14 protein-coding genes are annotated in these 16225 nt (G+C 64.7%); 9 read left to right on the top strand and 5 right to left on the bottom strand.

Going from position 1 to position 16225, the window contains the following annotated elements:
- Positions 1-140 precede the first annotated feature (140 nt).
- Together BM125_RS16410 and BM125_RS16405 are read left to right on the top strand one after the other, a co-directional pair.
- A complete protein-coding gene (locus BM125_RS16410; RefSeq protein ID WP_217647900.1) occupies positions 141-1436 on the top strand; it encodes a dicarboxylate/amino acid:cation symporter in 1296 nt (431 codons plus the stop codon).
- Between the two features lie 25 nt (positions 1437-1461).
- Positions 1462-4257, top strand: a complete 2796-nt coding sequence (locus tag BM125_RS16405; RefSeq protein WP_092409965.1) for a serine/threonine-protein kinase — start codon at positions 1462-1464, stop codon at positions 4255-4257.
- 133 nt (positions 4258-4390) lie between these two features.
- Here BM125_RS16405 and BM125_RS16400 read toward each other — a convergent pair whose 3' ends face one another.
- A complete protein-coding gene (locus tag BM125_RS16400; protein ID WP_092409963.1) occupies positions 4391-4987 on the bottom strand; it encodes an outer membrane protein in 597 nt (198 codons plus the stop codon).
- Positions 4988-5386: 399 nt separating this feature from the next.
- Between BM125_RS16400 and tkt the strand changes: the two genes are divergently transcribed.
- Together tkt and BM125_RS16390 are read left to right on the top strand one after the other, a co-directional pair.
- The gene (gene tkt / locus BM125_RS16395) at positions 5387-7384 is read left to right on the top strand and encodes a transketolase (RefSeq protein WP_092409961.1); all 1998 of its coding nucleotides are present in this window, start codon (positions 5387-5389) and stop codon (positions 7382-7384) included.
- Positions 7385-7577: 193 nt separating this feature from the next.
- Positions 7578-8354: a ferredoxin--NADP reductase gene (locus tag BM125_RS16390; RefSeq protein ID WP_092409959.1), complete on the top strand. Its 777-nt coding sequence runs from the start codon at positions 7578-7580 to the stop codon at positions 8352-8354.
- 50 nt (positions 8355-8404) lie between these two features.
- Here the strand turns inward: BM125_RS16390 and BM125_RS16385 are convergent, their stop codons facing one another.
- Both BM125_RS16385 and BM125_RS16380 read right to left on the bottom strand, forming a co-directional pair.
- A complete protein-coding gene (locus BM125_RS16385) occupies positions 8405-9169 on the bottom strand; it encodes a S1/P1 nuclease (protein ID WP_245778959.1) in 765 nt (254 codons plus the stop codon).
- Between the two features lie 98 nt (positions 9170-9267).
- Complete coding sequence (locus tag BM125_RS16380) at positions 9268-10155, bottom strand: MBL fold metallo-hydrolase (protein ID WP_092410040.1); 888 nt, start codon at positions 10153-10155, stop codon at positions 9268-9270.
- A gap of 342 nt (positions 10156-10497) precedes the next feature.
- On the opposite strand from BM125_RS16380, the gene gap reads away from it, so the two are divergent.
- Positions 10498-11511, top strand: coding sequence for a type I glyceraldehyde-3-phosphate dehydrogenase (gap, locus tag BM125_RS16375; protein WP_092409955.1), 1014 nt, complete (start codon positions 10498-10500; stop codon positions 11509-11511).
- 204 nt (positions 11512-11715) lie between these two features.
- Here the strand turns inward: gap and BM125_RS16370 are convergent, their stop codons facing one another.
- Positions 11716-12540: a universal stress protein gene (locus BM125_RS16370; protein WP_092409953.1), complete on the bottom strand. Its 825-nt coding sequence runs from the start codon at positions 12538-12540 to the stop codon at positions 11716-11718.
- Positions 12541-12720: 180 nt separating this feature from the next.
- Here BM125_RS16370 and BM125_RS16365 point away from each other — a divergent pair, with 180 nt between their 5' ends.
- Both BM125_RS16365 and trhA read left to right on the top strand, forming a co-directional pair.
- Positions 12721-13155, top strand: coding sequence for a hypothetical protein (locus BM125_RS16365; protein ID WP_092409951.1), 435 nt, complete (start codon positions 12721-12723; stop codon positions 13153-13155).
- Positions 13156-13202: 47 nt separating this feature from the next.
- On the top strand, positions 13203-13856 hold the full coding sequence (gene trhA, locus BM125_RS16360) for a PAQR family membrane homeostasis protein TrhA (RefSeq protein WP_092409949.1): 654 nt from the start codon (positions 13203-13205) through the stop codon (positions 13854-13856).
- Positions 13857-13874: 18 nt separating this feature from the next.
- Here the strand turns inward: trhA and BM125_RS16355 are convergent, their stop codons facing one another.
- The gene (locus tag BM125_RS16355) at positions 13875-14360 is read right to left on the bottom strand and encodes a DUF456 domain-containing protein (RefSeq protein WP_092409947.1); all 486 of its coding nucleotides are present in this window, start codon (positions 14358-14360) and stop codon (positions 13875-13877) included.
- Between the two features lie 474 nt (positions 14361-14834).
- Here BM125_RS16355 and BM125_RS16350 point away from each other — a divergent pair, with 474 nt between their 5' ends.
- Both BM125_RS16350 and BM125_RS16345 read left to right on the top strand, forming a co-directional pair.
- Positions 14835-15158, top strand: coding sequence for a hypothetical protein (locus BM125_RS16350; RefSeq protein WP_092409945.1), 324 nt, complete (start codon positions 14835-14837; stop codon positions 15156-15158).
- On the top strand, positions 15155-16225 hold a 1071-nt coding region (locus tag BM125_RS16345), incomplete at its 3' end, for a collagen-like domain-containing protein (protein ID WP_483862688.1). The genes BM125_RS16350 and BM125_RS16345, both read left to right, overlap by 4 nt.

The following is a 16225-nucleotide window of genomic DNA, read 5'->3' as shown; positions in this document are numbered from 1 at the left end:
CAGGCGCCGTGGGCCGCGGTTTCACCCTGCCCGGGCATGCGGCACACTAGGGGACCATCCGCATTCCGGAGCGTGCCGCGCATGAGCCTTTCCCGATCAGCCTCGATGACACTCCGCGTGGCAACCAGGGGTCGATCGGCATGAGTCCGCGTCCAGCGATGGCCTTGCACACCAAGATGCTGATCGGCTTCGTGTTCGGCCTTGTGGCCGGGCTTATCGTGCATCGTTTCATCGGCGGTGAAACCGCTTGGGTGCAGGGGCTGATGACCTGGATCACCCAGCCGGTCGGCAAGGTCTTCCTGCGCCTGTTGTTCATGCTGGTCATTCCGCTGCTGTTTTCCGCCCTGGTCGTCGGCGTGGCGGAAATGGGGGATATCCGCTCGCTCGGTCGGGTCGGCTGGAAGACCCTTGGTTATACCGTGGTCGTTTCCTCGATCGCGGTCGTCATCGGCATCACCCTGGTCAACCTGTTCCATCCGGGCGCCGGCGTCGATCCCGAGGTCGCCCGCCAGTTGCTCAGCGATGCCAGCGAGAACGCGCAGAAGATCGCCGCGAGTGGCGCGTTGCAGGGATCGGGCATCGACCTCGTCCTCAACATCGTGCCGACCAATGTGATCCGGGCCGCCGCCGACAACGACATCCTCGCGGTCATGTTCTTTGCCCTCATGTTCGGTGTCGGCATCGTCCTGACCCGGTCGCCGCTGGCCGTGAAGACCAAGGAAGTCATCGAGGGCGTCTTCGAGATTTCGATGTCGCTGATCCACCTGGTCATCCGCTTCGCGCCGTACGCAGTGGCTTGCCTGGTCTTCAACCTGGCCGCGGTGTTCGGCTGGGACCTCCTGTCCAAGCTGGCCGGCTATGTCGGCGTCGCCCTGCTCGCCATGGCGATCCATTTCTTCGTCGTCTATTCGCTCAGCGTGCGCTGGCTCGGTGGCATGTCGCCGGTGAAGTTCTTCCGTGGATCGCAGGAAGCGATCGTCATGGCCTTCTCGACCGCTTCGAGCAACGCCACGCTGCCCACCGCATTGATGGTGGCCGAGGAAGAGCTCAAGCTGCCGAAGCGCATTTCCCGCTTCGTCCTGACCATTGGTGCGACCGCCAACCAGAACGGCACGGCCCTGTTCGAGGGCGTCACGGTTCTGTTCCTCGCCCAGTTCTTCAATGTCGACCTCAGCCTGACCCAGCAGGTCGTGGTGATGCTGGTCTGCATTCTCGGCGGCATCGGCACGGCCGGCGTTCCGGCCGGCTCGCTGCCGGTCATTGCAATGATCTGCGGTATGGTCGGTGTGCCGCCCGAGGGTATCGGCCTGATCCTCGGTGTCGACCGTTTCCTCGACATGTGCCGGACCACGCTCAACGTGACCGGCGATCTGGCTGCTGCCGTCGTCGTCTCCAACGGTGTTGAAGACATTGGCGAGCCGAAAGCGGTTTCGTGACAAGCCCGGAGCCGTCCTGCCAACGATGAATGACTCCGGCCGTGAAGCACTGATTCAGCGGATATTTTCCGAAGTGCGCCGGCTGTCGGAGGTCGATCGCCGGCCGCGCATGGTCGAGCTCGGAGCCGACTCAGTGCTGATCGCCGAAATCGAGGCCCTCCTGCTCGGCGATGCGGAAACCTCGGCTCTCGGAGCGAGTCCCGCTGCCCGCGGCGCCACCGGTACGGGTGCCGAGCTGGGCGAGGGCGACACGCTCGGCGCCTGGCGCCTTCTCGAGGAGATCGGCAGCGGCGGCATGGGCGCGGTCTACCTCGCCGAACGCAGCGATGGACACTTCGACCAGCGTGTCGCGATCAAGCTGATCCGCGGCATCCCGGATGCCGAAACCTTCGTCCATTTCGCCCGCGAGCGGCAGATCCTCGCCAATCTGCAGCATCCCAATATCGCCCGCCTGCTCGATGGCGGCGCGACGCCAGGCGGGCAGCCCTACCTGGCGATGGAATACGTCGAGGGCGAACCGATCGAACAATACTGCGCCGCGCATTCGCTCGGCCTCGATTCGCGCCTGCGCCTGTTCCAGAAGGTGTGTTCGGCCGTCCAGTACGCACACCAGCGCCTGATCGTGCACTGTGACCTGAAACCATCGAACATCCTCGTGCGTGCCGATGGAAATCCTGTACTGCTCGATTTCGGTATCGCACGTGCACTCGACCAGCAGGCCGGCCCGCGCGAGCTGAAGTCCGCCAGTTCCTGGGTCACTCCCTTGTATGCCAGCCCCGAGCAGCTGCGCGGAGAGCCGGTGACCACGGCCAGCGACGTCTTCTCGCTGGGCCTGATCCTGTTCGAATTGCTGGCCGGCCGTCGCGCCCGCCTCGACGCCGATGACCACACCATTACCCTGCTCGGCCAGTCCGCGGTAAAGCCGAGCGAACTGGCCGAAGCGATGCCCTGGGTTGCCCGCCTGCGGGGCGACCTCGATGCGATCGTGCAGCGAGCGACGGCCGCGGATCCGCGAGAGCGCTACGAATCGGCGGAGTCGCTGGCCGCCGACCTGCAGCGACATCTCGATTTCCGACCGATCAGCGCACGCAGGCAGGGCGCAGGCTATCGCCTCGGTCGCCTGCTGCGCCGGCGCTGGCCCGTTTTCGCCGCCGCTGCCTTGCTGCTGCTCGTCGCCGGCACATTCACCTGGCAGCTCGCGCGCGAGCGGGACCGGGCGCTGAGCGCCGAACGCGAGGCGATCACCCAGGCGCATACGGCCGAGCGGGTCAGCGAGTTCCTCGTTTCGGTGTTCAATGTGTCGAATCCGAACCTGAGCCAGAAGCGCACGCTGACCGCGCGCGAGGTGCTTGACCAGGGCGCCGAGCGCATCGAGGGCGAGCTGTCCGATACGCCTGCGGTGAAAGCCAAAATGCTGGCCGTGCTCGGCACCGCCTATCGCTACATCGGTGAATCCGCGCGTGCCGTCGACCTGCTCGATCGGGCGGCCAGCCTCTATCTCGACCCGCGTGTCGACCAGCCGCTTGCCGCGGCCGACGCGCTGAGCGCGCTCGCCGTCGTCTACAGCAACAACAACTATCCGGCGAGCAAGGCCGAGCAGGTGGCCAGCGAGGCCTTGCGCCTGCGTGAACGGTACGCGGAACCCGAGTCGCTGCCGATCGCCGATGCCCTGAACACGCTTGGCATCGTGCACGAATCCGAAGACCGGTTCGATGAAGCGGAAGCCCTGCTCCTGCACTCACTGCGCATTCGCGAGCGCCTGGCCGGCAAGGAGTCGCGTGCGGTCGCGAGCGTGCTGCACAATCTCGGGCTCGTCGAAACCTCGCGCGGTAGCGATCTGGGCAAGGCGATCGACTATTTCGAGCGCGCATTGGCCATCAAGAAGAAGCTCGAGGGGGATCGCAACCCCGATTACGAGACCTCCCTGGCGGACTACGCCAAGGCCTTGCGCAAGGATGGCCAGCGCGAGCGTGCCGTTGATATCCAGCGCAAGGATCTTGCGCTCAGTCGCGAGCTCTATGGGGAGCGCAGCGAATTGCTGGCCGGGGCGCATAACGAGCTGGGATATACCCTGCATGACATGGGCCGTTTTTCCGAAGCGGCGGCGGAATACCAGGCTTCCATGGATATTCGCCGCGAGCTGGGCGGCGACACCGGCGCGGCATTCGCGATTCCGCTGAACAACCTCGCTTCGGCCTACGAGGACATGGGCGACTATGCGGCGGCCGAGCCGATGTATCGACGCTCGCTGGAATTGCGCCGCTCGGGTCAGGACCCGGACAGCCCTTTGATCGCGAGTGCGGAATACAACCTGGCCCGACTACTGCTCAAGATGGGCAGATTGGAGGAGGCGCACGAGCTTGCCGACAAGGCGCTCTCGAGCTACCGCAAGCGCTACGGAGCGGACCATCGCAACGTAGTCAAGGTCGAAATGCTCGAAGTCGAAAGATTGCTCGATTCCCACGCGCTCGACGACGCAAGCGAACTCTTTTCAAAGGTGGTCGCATCACCGGTCGAACTGGGCGACACGTTCCTGGCCCGGCGCCATGCGCTGGCGGCCCGCATCGCCGAGCAGCGCGGCGACGCAGACAAGGCGCTCGAAGCCTCACGTCAAGCTTGGGAAGCGATCCGGCGCGCCTGGGGTGAGCATCATCCGCTGAGCCTCGAGTACGGCCTGGCCTATGCACGCCAGCTGTCGCGCAGCGGCGAACACCAGCAGGCTCGTGCCATCGTCAACTCGATCGCCGATCTCGCTCCGGCGTTTTCCCCGCGTTCGCCGCTACACGCCGAACTGGCCCGGGCCCCGGGCCGGGACGAATAGCCGCAACGCCAGCCTTCGGTTTGGGTTCACGAGCATGAGAAACCGGCCTGTTGCCAGGCCGGTCCGGAGTGGCTTCCCTGCCCTGTGGCTGGAAGTGTTTCGGGCCTCGGTCGGGCCCGAAACGGCGACACGATCAGAATCGCGCTTCGGCGCTGACCGAGAGCATGCCCGGGTCGAGTTTCAGCCCGTTCTTGTCCGCCTTGTAATAGTCGTAGTTGAGACCGACACCGAAGCGGTCGCTGAAGTCGTAGCCGACGCCGGCGCCGGCATACCATTTGGTGCTGGTTTCATCGACGCCGACCGGCACGCCGGCGACCAGAGAGTCACCCTTGATGTCGGCGCGGAACAGGCCGGCACGGCCGCTGAGGTACCAGTTGTCGGTCAGGTTCAGGTGCGCGTTGGCGCCCGCGGTCCAGCCCTTCAACTCACTGTCGAGCAGGAAGGACCCGTCCGGCAGGGCCGCGACCGCGCTGGCCTTCGGCGACCACTTGCCGAGATCGGTGTAGCCGCCCTCGACACCGATGGCGAAATTGGGCGCCACCGCCCAGCGATAACCGAGGTTGAGGCCATAGGCCGTGTCGGTGTCGTCGTAGACGCCCTTGCTCAGATCGGACTGGCCGATGCTTCCATTGACGAAGAATCCACCCTTGTCGTCGGCGGCGTGACTCGCAACGGGGAGCGAAGCGAGACCGGCAGCAGCAACAGCGAGGACCAACAGCGAATTTTTCATGACGTATTCAACTCATTTTGGGGGAGAGAGCCCGGGCTGCTGCGGAGCAACATTCCGGGGTCGGAGCTTGGATGCGCCTGGTACTTCGGCGTTCCTTCAGGTTCCGGCCCGGCTAAGCTGGGGTTCATTCTCGAAATACCAAACCATACGGTTCAGTAATTCTTCAGCTTGCCCTGCCAAGTCGGGTCTTGCCAAGGTGTCGGGCCACTTGCGGCGCCGACGTCCGAACCAGGCGGCGTTCGGTGCTGAACCCCGTCCGCCAGCGGCGGGAGGAGTCAGCGCGCATTGAGCGGCGCCGGCGACCCGGCGGAAAAGACAATTCGGCGTCGATCGGCGACAATGCGCGCCCTCTTGCGGTCACCTGCCGGTTCGGCCGCTTCACTGAGTCGAGACCGAAACATGTCGAGCCGTAAAGAACTCGCCAACGCGATCCGCGCGCTGGCCATGGATGCGGTTGAAGCCGCCAAATCCGGTCATCCGGGCATGCCGATGGGCATGGCCGACATCGCTGAAGTGCTCTGGAACGATTTCCTCAGGCACAACCCGGGCAATCCGAAGTGGTCCAATCGCGATCGCTTCGTGCTGTCCAACGGGCACGGCTCGATGCTGCTCTACGCGCTGCTGCACCTGAGCGGCTACGCCTTGCCGATGGACGAACTCAAGCACTTCCGACAACTCCATTCGAAGACCGCCGGGCACCCGGAGGCGAGCGAGACGCCCGGCGTCGAGACGACCACCGGACCGCTCGGCCAGGGACTGGCCAATGCGGTCGGCATGGCGCTCGCGGAAAAGGTGCTGGCCGCGCGCTTCAACCGCGACGGTTTCGAGATCGTCGACCACAACACCTTTGTCTTCCTCGGCGATGGGTGTCTGATGGAAGGCATTTCCCACGAAGCGGCATCGCTGGCCGGTACGTTCGGCCTCGGCAAGCTGGTTGCGGTCTGGGATGACAATGGCATCTCGATCGACGGCGAAGTCGAAGGCTGGTTCACCGACGATACGCCAGCGCGCTTCGAAGCCTATGGCTGGAACGTGATCCGCGCTGTCGATGGTCACGATCCCGTGGCCGTGAAGCAGGCCTTCGAGGCCGCCCTGGCCCAGTCGAAAAAGCCGACCCTGATCTGCGCGAAGACCGTGATCGGTTTCGGTGCGCCGAACAAGCAGGGCAAGGAATCCTCGCATGGCTCACCGCTGGGCAAGGACGAAGTCGCCGCGGCGCGTGCCCGGCTCGGCTGGAACCACGATGCCTTCGTCATTCCCGACGAGATCTATGCTGCCTGGAATGCCAAGGACGAAGGCGCCAGGCGCGAGTCGGCCTGGAATGCACTGTTCGCGCGCTATCGCGAGGCGCAACCGGCATTGGCCAGTGAATTCGAGCGGCGCCAGGCCGGCACGCTGCCCGAGGAATTTGCCGCACATGCCGAAGCCTGGATTGCCGGCCTACAGGCCGAAGGTCCGGCCGTCGCGTCGCGCAAGGCCTCGCAGATGGCGCTCGATGCCTTCGGTCCGCTGCTGCCTGAGCTGATCGGAGGTTCGGCCGATCTGGCCGGGTCCAACCTGACGATCTGGAAAGGATCCAGGGACGTCAATTCGAACGACGCCTCGGCCAACTACATCCACTACGGTGTGCGCGAATTCGGCATGAGTGCGATCGCCAACGGCCTGGCCCTGCACGGCGGCTTCATTCCGTATGACGCGACCTTCCTCGTGTTTTCCGACTATGCGCGCAATGCGGTGCGCATGAGCGCGCTGATTCCGACCCGCGCGATCCACGTCTACACGCATGATTCGATCGGCCTCGGCGAAGACGGCCCGACCCATCAGCCGGTCGAGCACCTGGCCAGCCTGCGCTACATCCCGAACAACGATGTCTGGCGACCCTGCGATGCAGTCGAATCGGCGGTCGCCTGGAAGCGCGCGATCGAACGCAGCAACGGACCTTCCTGCCTGGTTTTCTCGCGCCAGACCCTGGTTCACCAGCCGCGTGATGCCGTGCAAGTCGGCAGCATCGCGCGTGGCGCCTATGTCCTGTCCGATCCGCCGAGCGCGAAATTCGACGTGATCCTGATGGCCACGGGTTCCGAAGTCGAAATCGCCATGCAGGCCATGCGCATGCTGGCCGACCAGGGGGTCGGCGCACGCGTCGTCTCGATGCCGTGCACGAGCGTGTTCGATGCGCAGCCGGTCGAATACCGTGAGGGCGTGCTGCCGTCGTGGTGCCGTCGTCGTGTCGCCGTGGAGGCCGGCATCACCGATTTCTGGCGCAAGTACGTCGGCCTCGATGGCGACGTGATCGGACTGGATTCCTTCGGTGCTTCGGCACCCGCAGAAGCGCTGTACCAGCACTTCGGGATCACCGCGGAAGAGGTCGTCGAGCGGGTCAAGGCGCTGGCCTGAGGCTGGCCGCGGTTGGCATGACCGGTGCGGCGCAGTGTCGCGCCGAAGCAGCGGGGATGTCCCAGTTGCGCGCCCGTGCGGCTGCGACGGCGCGGCTTGATTCCAGTCAAGCGCGAACGTATCGGCGTGACCGATCATTCGCCCATTGCAGCGGTGCGCCTCGTCGCACCCGCATTTTCCGACAGGTGACTGCGTGGCCGCTTTCAACACCGAACGAGTGCTCAGTGTTCGACACTGGAACGAATTTCTCTTCAGCTTCACGACCACGCGTGATGCCGGACTGCGCTTCGAGAACGGTCAGTTCATCATGATTGGCCTGCCGGTCGATGGGCGACCGCTGCTGCGCGCCTACAGTATCGCCAGTGCGAACTACGAAGAGCACCTCGAGTTCTTCAGTATCAAGGTGCCGGATGGCCCGTTGACCTCGCGCCTGCAGCATCTGAAGTTCGGTGATGAGATCCTGATCGGAAGCAAGCCGACCGGGACCCTGTTGCTCAATGACCTGAAGCCGGGGCGCCATCTCTACCTGCTCGCCACCGGCACCGGCCTCGCGCCGTTCCTGGCCATCCTCGGCGACCCCGAAACCTGGGAGCGCTTCGACAAGGTCGTGCTCGCCCACGGCGTGCGTCATGTGGACGACCTTGCCTATCGCGACACGTTCGAGAGGATCCTGCCAGCGAATGAGTATTTCGGCGAGAGCGTTCGACAGAAGTTTCTCTACTATCCGACCGTGACTCGCGAGGCGTTCCGCAACCAGGGCCGCATCGACGCGTTGCTGGCCAGCGGCAAGCTTGGCCTCGATGTCGGCTTGCCGCCGCTCGACAGCGCCACCGACCGGGTCATGATCTGCGGCAGCCCGGCCATGCTGAAATCACTCAGTGCACTGCTCGATACGCGCGGCTTCGAGGTTTCGCCACGGATCGGCGTCCCGGGGGACTACGTGATCGAGCGCGCCTTCGTCGATCGGTGAGCGCGCCGGCGCGACGCGACTCCCATCCCGCTCACGTCGGCAGTCGAGGCTCAGTCCAGGGCCTGATTCAAAAGCGCGGCAAGACGCGCGGCTGCCCTCTGGACCTGCAGTTCCGCGATTGGTCGCATGCGCTCGAGATAGGCGACGTCGATGGTCCGACCCAGTGGATACACGCCGTCATCGCGGCTGATCCGGCACGATTGTTCCGCCCATGACCGTGGAGCCATGGGCCCCGCGGCGACGACCCGGCCATCCAGTCGGCGCGCATAGCGCTTCCAGCCGATGCGCAGACTGCCGAGCACGCGGGAATCCCAGATCGCATGCAGGTTGGTGCCATCTCCGTGGTAGCGGACCTGGAACAAATTGCCGCCGCGGTCGGGACGATAGCTTGCGTGCAGCGGTTGGTGGATATCGCCGACGAAGTGGACCAGGAAGCGCAGCGCCTGCGCGCGCTCGTGGTCCGACTTCGATTGATCCCCGAGCACACCTCCATAGGACTCGATCGCGGCGACCGCGCATTGGCCCCCCGCGCAGATGCGCGCCGATTCGAACCGGCAGCGTGAATCCGCGAAATTGACGAAATGCATGCGTCTCGTCTGGCGCGACAGCTCGCCGCCGTTGGGGTCTTCGCGTACGTCATCGGCCCAGTTGGCGACGTCGGCGAGAGTTGATGCGCCGGACTCTCCGAGCAAACGATGGACCTGCGCGATCGCAGCCGGATCCAGTTGCCGTTCGGCCAGTTCGGCAATCAGCCGGTGGCCCATCGGGCCCCAGGCCCTGGCCGGAAAGGATGCGGCAAGCAGCAGCGCCGCCAATGCGATTGTCAGTCGCGACGCGGCAAGGAACGGGCAGGACGCACGCAAACGGGGACGGACATGGGCGAGGAACCCCCGCCAATTCGAGGAACTGTCCATCAAGCGTCGAACTCGCTGCTGTCGAGGGGAATCTTCAGGAACGCCTGTCCCGCCGCATCATGCGGCGGCAGGCGACCGCCGCGGATATTGACCTGCAGGGCGGGCCACAGCAGCCTCGGTACGGCCAGGGTCGCGTCACGCGCTTCGCGCAGGGCAACGAACGCCGCTTCGCTGGTCTGCGCCGTGACGTGGATGTTGGAAGCCTTTTCCTCGCCGATGCTGGTCTGGGCCAGTGGCTGCTCGTCCTCCGCGGGATAGTCATGGGCGAGAAAGACGCGGGTTTCATCGGGCAGGGAATACAGGCGCCTGATCGATCGGTACAGCGTAGCGGCGTTGGCTCCGGGAAAGTCGCAGCGGGCCGTGCCGCCGCGCGGTGAGAACAGCGTGTCGCCAACGAAGCAGGCATCTCCGACAAGATAGCTGATGCCATCCGGCGTATGCCCCGGGGTACCGATCACATGGACGTCGAGCTGGCCAATGCACAGCATGTCGCCGTCGTGAAACAGGCGGTCGAACTGGCGGCCATCGGCAACGAAGCGATCGTCGAGATCGAACGTCTTCTTGAACGTCTTCTGCACCTCGAGGATGCCGTGGCCGATACCGATGGCCGGCCCAGCTCCGTCCTTCGAGAGTCGGCGCTTGAGCCAGTCGGCAGCCGTCAGGTGATCGGCGTGGGCATGGGTTTCAAGGATCCACTCCACCGTGAGCCCGGTTGTTTCTGCATATTCGACCAGGCGCCGGGCACTTCCCGTGCCGATCCGGCCCGAGGCGAGGTCCAGATCCAGTACCGGATCGACGATCGCGGCATGCCGGGTCTCCGGATCGACGATGACGTGCGACCAGGTGCCCGTATCGGGATGATGGAAGCTGCGAACCTGCGGATTCATGGTCTGGGGGCTGCGATTGTCGGCGCGAGGTTCGGAATTTATCAGCTTTGCACGGACGTTCCTGCCTGGAAGGCCGAAGCCTTGGTCGAAAGTGCCGATGTTTGCGATGGGCGCTCCGGCATGCCGCACTGTGCTGACGACGGGCGGCGCTTGGTGGGAGGTGCGAGGGTGGGATGAGCCAAGCGGACGATGAAGAATTCGGCTTCGTTGCAGAGTTCGGGTCCGTCTGGTTTCAGGCGATATTTGGCCCCATCCCAATGGCGCTGTGCGGGCAATTGGCAGGACCGTTAGAATGGCGCGCCCAGCATCTCCCCTTTCCGTCCTGTTTCGAGGAGTCAGTCAATGTCAGTCAAGGTCGCCATCAACGGCTATGGTCGCATCGGTCGCAACGTGTTGCGCGCGCTGTACGAGGCCAGGCGAAACAACGAGATCCAGATCGTTGCCGTCAATGACCTCGGCGATGCGAAGACGAACGCGCACCTGACCCAGTACGACACCGCGCACGGAAGATTTCCTGGCGAGGTTGGCGTCGACGGCGGCGATATCATCGTCAACGGCGATCGCATCAAGGTGTTCGCCGAACGCGACCCCGGCAAGCTGCCCTGGGGCGACCTCGGTGTCGATGTCGTGCTCGAATCGACCGGATTCTTCACGAGCAAGGCCAAGGCCGGCGCGCACATCGCCGGTGGCGCGAAGAAGGTCATCATTTCCGCGCCGGGCGACAAGGACGTGGACGGCACCTTCGTGTTCGGTGTCAACCACGACAAGCTCAGCTCCAAGCACCAGGTCATCTCGAATGCCTCGTGCACGACCAACTGCCTCGCGCCGCTGGCCAAGGTGCTGAATGACAAGATCGGCATCGTGCACGGCCTGATGACGACGATCCATGCCTACACCAACGATCAGGTCCTGACCGACGTCTACCATTCGGACCTGCGCCGCGCGCGCTCGGCCACGCATTCGCAGATTCCGACCAAGACCGGCGCGGCGGCGGCGGTCGGGCTTGTCCTGCCCGAGCTCAATGGCAAGCTCGACGGCTTCGCCATGCGCGTGCCGACGATCAATGTGTCGGTGGTCGATCTGAGCTTCGTCGCTTCGCGCGCGACCACGGTCGAGGAAATCAACGCGGCCGTGCGCGCGGCTGCCGACGGTCCGCTGAAGGGGGTCATCGGCGTCAACGACCAGCCGCTCGTCTCAGTCGACTTCAACCACAATCCGCTGTCATCGATCTACGACGAAACCCAGACCCGCGTCATGGGCGGCACCCTGGTCAAGGTGCTGAGCTGGTACGACAACGAGTGGGGCTTCTCCAACCGCATGCTCGACATGACCCTGGCCCTGGTCAACGCCAAATAACGGGAATCGGGAATAGGGAGTCGGGATTGGGATGGAGACGGGATTCGAGATTCGGGATTCGGGATTCGCCAGAGCCAAGCAGCGCTTGCGACAAGCTCGTATGGTCCGGTTCCGATAGGCGGGCCTGGCGCAAGAACGCCTTTACCAATTCCCAATCCCGAATCCCGAATCCCGAATCCCGAATCCCGAATCCCGAATCCCGGCCTAGTGCGCCACCAGCATCGGCAGGTTGCTGTGCTGGAACAGGTGGCGGGTGACACCGCCGAGGACCAGTTCGGCGATGCGCGACTGACCCCAGGCGCCGACCACGATCAGGTTGGCGTCGGCCTTGTTGGCTGCTTCGAGCAGGTGGGGGCCATGGTCCTTTTCCGGCTTGAAGGGCTGGAATTCGGCAACGATGCCGCGTCGCTGCAGCCAGGCGCGGAGGTCGAGCGAGGGCAGGTTCTCGGCGCCGAGCGGACTCGCGATGGCCTCACCTTCGAGCACGGTGACCTTGCTCGCGCGCTTGAGCAGCGGCATCGCGCCATGGATGGCCAGCATCGCTTCGCGGCTGGCATTCCAGGCGACCAGCATGTGCTCGCCGACCTTGTCGACCCGCGCACCTTCCGGCACCACGACCACCGGCGACGAGGAACCGAACACCGTGCGCGATGCGATGCCCCAGCCGACCGGAGCATCGGGATTCGCGCAAGGGCGTTCGGCAACGATCAGATCCGACCAGCGTCCGGCATGGCACAACGCCTCCACGGCATCGCCCTGGACAACCTGGAATTCGCCCTGCAATCCGTGTCTGGCCAACTGCGCGCTCCACCATGGCGCGCGCTGGCGCGCTTCCTCGAGCTGGTGGCTCGATTCGTTGACCTGAACCGCAACCGCTTCGGGCGAAACGAAGGCCGCGGTCGACAGGGCGACCACGTGCAGTCCGAGGGTGTGCGCACCCAGCCGTGCGGCGAGGGCGAGGCCGGCCTCGGTGGCCGGCACGTCGTCGTCGAGGCGGCGCAAGTGGATCACGACATCGAATTCGGACATGAGGTCATCCTCGAATCGGCTGGAATGAACCCAAGTCTACGCCGGACATCGGCGACTGTTGCAGCGGATCGGGGACAACGGCGGGACTTTTCCGCTATGGTTTCGCCCCAATGGCGCCTGTGAGCAGCGCTATCGCGAATCGAGTTCATTCACCCGGGAGATGGGATCGTGCGCCTTTCCATGAAGCTGTGCTCTGCATTGTTGCTGATTGCAACGCTGGCCGTCGCGGGGTCTGCGGCGCAGGCGGCAGGTCCGATCGATTGCGAATTGCGCTTCTCGATGTCGGGCTGGTCGATTTTCTACAAGCGCGCCACCGGCGTGGGCACGGTGACCTGCGACAATGGCCAGTCGATGCAGGTGCGCATCTCGGCCAAGGGCGGTGGTTTGACCTTCGGCAAGTCGAGTATCGAAGGGGGGCTCGGCAAGTTCACCGAGGTCTACGCGATCGAGGACATCATTGGCGGCTATGCCACCGCGGAGGCCCATGCCGGCGCCTCGAAATCGGCCAGTGCACGCGTAGTCACCAAGGGGCCGATTTCACTCGCCCTTTCCGGCAAGGGCCGCGGCTGGGACCTTGGCGTCGCCTTCGGCAGTTTCATCATCAGCAAGCGCTGAAGCCGGTTGCGGCGATTATCGCCAACAGGCCCGAGCAGGGATTTTCCATGTCCGATCTCGCCATGCATTCACGTTACTCGACCGGCGAAGAAATCGCATCCAGCGTCAGCCACGCCCTTGGTATCGTGCTGAGCATCGCCGGTCTGGCCGTACTCGCTGCATTTTCCGCGCTGCATGGAGACGTCTGGCGGGTCGTCAGCGTCAGCATCTACGGTACGACCCTGATCCTCCTGTACACCGCGTCGACCCTGTACCACGCCGTCCCCATACCGAAGGTCAAACCGGTCCTGCGTCTGCTCGACCATGCCGCGATCTATCTGCTGATTGCGGGTACCTATACGCCGTTCACCCTGATCAGCCTGCGTGGCCCGTGGGGCTGGACGCTTTTTGCAATCGTCTGGATCCTGGCGATTCTCGGCATCGCGCTCGAACTGCGCCGGGTGCGCAATCGTCTGGTGGCCGCTTTGCTCTATGTCGGCATGGGCTGGGTCGGCCTGCTGGCGATCCGTCCGCTGATGGCCAGCATCGAACCGGTGGGTCTCTGGCTGCTTTTTTCCGGAGGTCTCTGCTACACCCTCGGCGTTCCGTTCTATCTCTGGCGTCGACTGCCTTACAACCATGCGCTCTGGCACCTGTTCGTGCTGGCCGGAAGCGTGCTGCAGTTCTTCTCGATCCTGTTTTTCGTGCTGCCCGGAGCGTGATGCACGTTCGCCCCGCGTTCAGAACAGGTAGGCCAGGGCGAATACCCCGAGCATCGTGAAACACAGGGCTATCTTGGCCAGGGTGCCGAAGACGAATCCCAGCCACGCGCCGACTCCCACGGTTGCCGAGCGTTTCAGGGTGCTGCCGGCGATCAGTTCGCCGAGTACGGCGCCGACGAAGGGGCCGAGAATGATTCCGATGATGCCGAAAAACAGGCCGACGATCGTGCCGATTGCGGCACCGACCAGGGCCCAGCCACTGGCCCCGACCCGTTTTGCGCCGAGCAGGCCGGCCAGCAGATCGACGAGCAACGCGAGGGCAGTGAGAATCCCGAGTACGGTCAGCGTGAGCCAGCCGATATGGGCGAAATCCCCGGCCCAGGCCGCGAGCAACATGCCGAAGAATACCAGTGGCACGCCGGGTAGCGCGGGCAGGATGGTGCCGGCGAGGCCGATCACGATCAGCAGCGCGGCCAGCACATAGAGAATGATTTGCGTCGTCATCGGTCGTCGAGGCGAGAGGGGTGGCGCAGTCTAGCGGGACGCTTCGACCGACGCAGGTCCAGTCGGCGGATGCCATGCCGGGTTGACGCCCAGGCGGGTCGATAGCTGCTCAAGGACACTGGCGGACCCGGCCCGCCGGGCTGGCGAGGTTGGTCGCTGCCTGAAACGAGATGTCTGTCACAAATTGACGCGTTCCGGCAGCGGGCGAGATGAGCCGGGCCGATCGCCGGCGCGCGCCGCAATCCTGCTTCCACGAAACCGATAGAGATCAAAAGCCATTGAAATCAGGGCTCTGGGGAGTGTGTCAATGTCTTTCCGGAGCGCTCCAATGTGCCAGCAGCCAGTCGGTGCCCCAGACTTGGCATAGGTTGTGCTGTGACGAAGTTCGCAGATTGACGTCAGGACGGATCCGGCGTCGATCGGAACCCGCATCGCCTTCTCGGGGCGAGCGACAAACCATCGGGGGAAATCCGAATGCTCTCTCAGCTTTTCCGGCTGCGTTCCGCAGCCGTGGTTACGGGCGTGATTGCGCTGACGATGGTCAGCGCTGCGTCCGCCGGCAGCGGAGGCTATGCGTTGCGCAACGGCACGGCCGCGAGTAGCGGCGACAGCGTTGCGAACGGCTGCATCACGCTTTCATCGACGGTCGGTGAGGCGGTTGCCGGGGCCGTGAGCAACGGTACCTACACCGTGACAGCCGGTTTCCAGGCCACCGTGGCCGCCGGCAACCAGGTCATCATCGCCGACAGGATCTTCCAGAACGGCTTCGACTCCCAGCAGGGGACTTGCACACCATGAAAACTCGTAACCTAGCCTTTGCCATTGCCCTCGTTCTTGGCGCCAGCGTCCTGCCTGCAGCGATCGCCGCTCCCCGCGAAGCCCAGCTCCCCGATTTTGTCTACCAGGGCAAGATCGAGCAGAACGGCGTGCTCGTCGATGGCAACTACAACCTGACCTTTTCGCTTTGGGATGCGCCCACGGGCGGAAACCAGTTCGGACCGACGATCAGCGAGCCGAACTATCCCGTCGTCGATGGCGTATTCAGCATCAATCTGGCGTTCCCGGGGGGATTCACCGGCAACCAGATGTATTTGCAGATCAGCGTCAATGGTTCGAACCTGCCGCGCCAGCCCATCGCAACCGCACCGGTTGCCCAGTACGCCCTGAACGGCGTGCCCGGCGAACAGGGGCCGCAGGGCCCTCAAGGCCCTCAGGGCCCGCAGGGCGTTCCGGGACCGACCGGCGCCGATGGTGCGATCGGTCCGGCGGGCGCGACCGGCGCGCAAGGTCCACAGGGCGATGCCGGTCCAGCCGGCGCCACCGGCACACAGGGTCCGCAGGGTGCCACAGGTCCGCAGGGGACTGCTGGTCCGACCGGCGCGCAAGGTCCACAGGGTGAAGTCGGCCCGATGGGTCCGACCGGTGCTCAGGGTGAAACCGGCGCGCAGGGTCCACAAGGCGATACCGGTGCGACCGGTGCCCAGGGTCCGCAGGGCGTGGCCGGACCGACCGGTGCGCAGGGTTCACAGGGCGAGACAGGTGCGACGGGTGCCCAGGGTCCGCAGGGTGTGGCTGGCCCGACCGGTGCGCAGGGCGAAACCGGTTCGATGGGCCCCGTGGGTCCGACCGGGGCGCAAGGTCTCCAGGGTGAGACAGGTGCGCAAGGTGCGCAGGGCGACATCGGTCCGGCAGGTCCGGCCGGTGCGCAAGGCGTTCAGGGCGAGGCAGGTCCGCAGGGTCTGCAGGGCGAAACCGGTCCGATGGGCCCCATGGGTCCGACTGGGGCGCAGGGCGCCCAGGGTGATACAGGTCCGCAAGGTGCGCAGGGTGACATCGGTCCGGCAGGTCCGGCCGGTGCGCAAGGT

It is taken from the genome of Dokdonella immobilis, assembly GCF_900115085.1.
Taxonomy (GTDB): Bacteria; Pseudomonadota; Gammaproteobacteria; order Xanthomonadales; family Rhodanobacteraceae; genus Dokdonella; species Dokdonella immobilis.
Note: the sequence above shows the minus strand (reverse complement) of the source record. Positions and strands in the feature narration are given on the sequence as shown.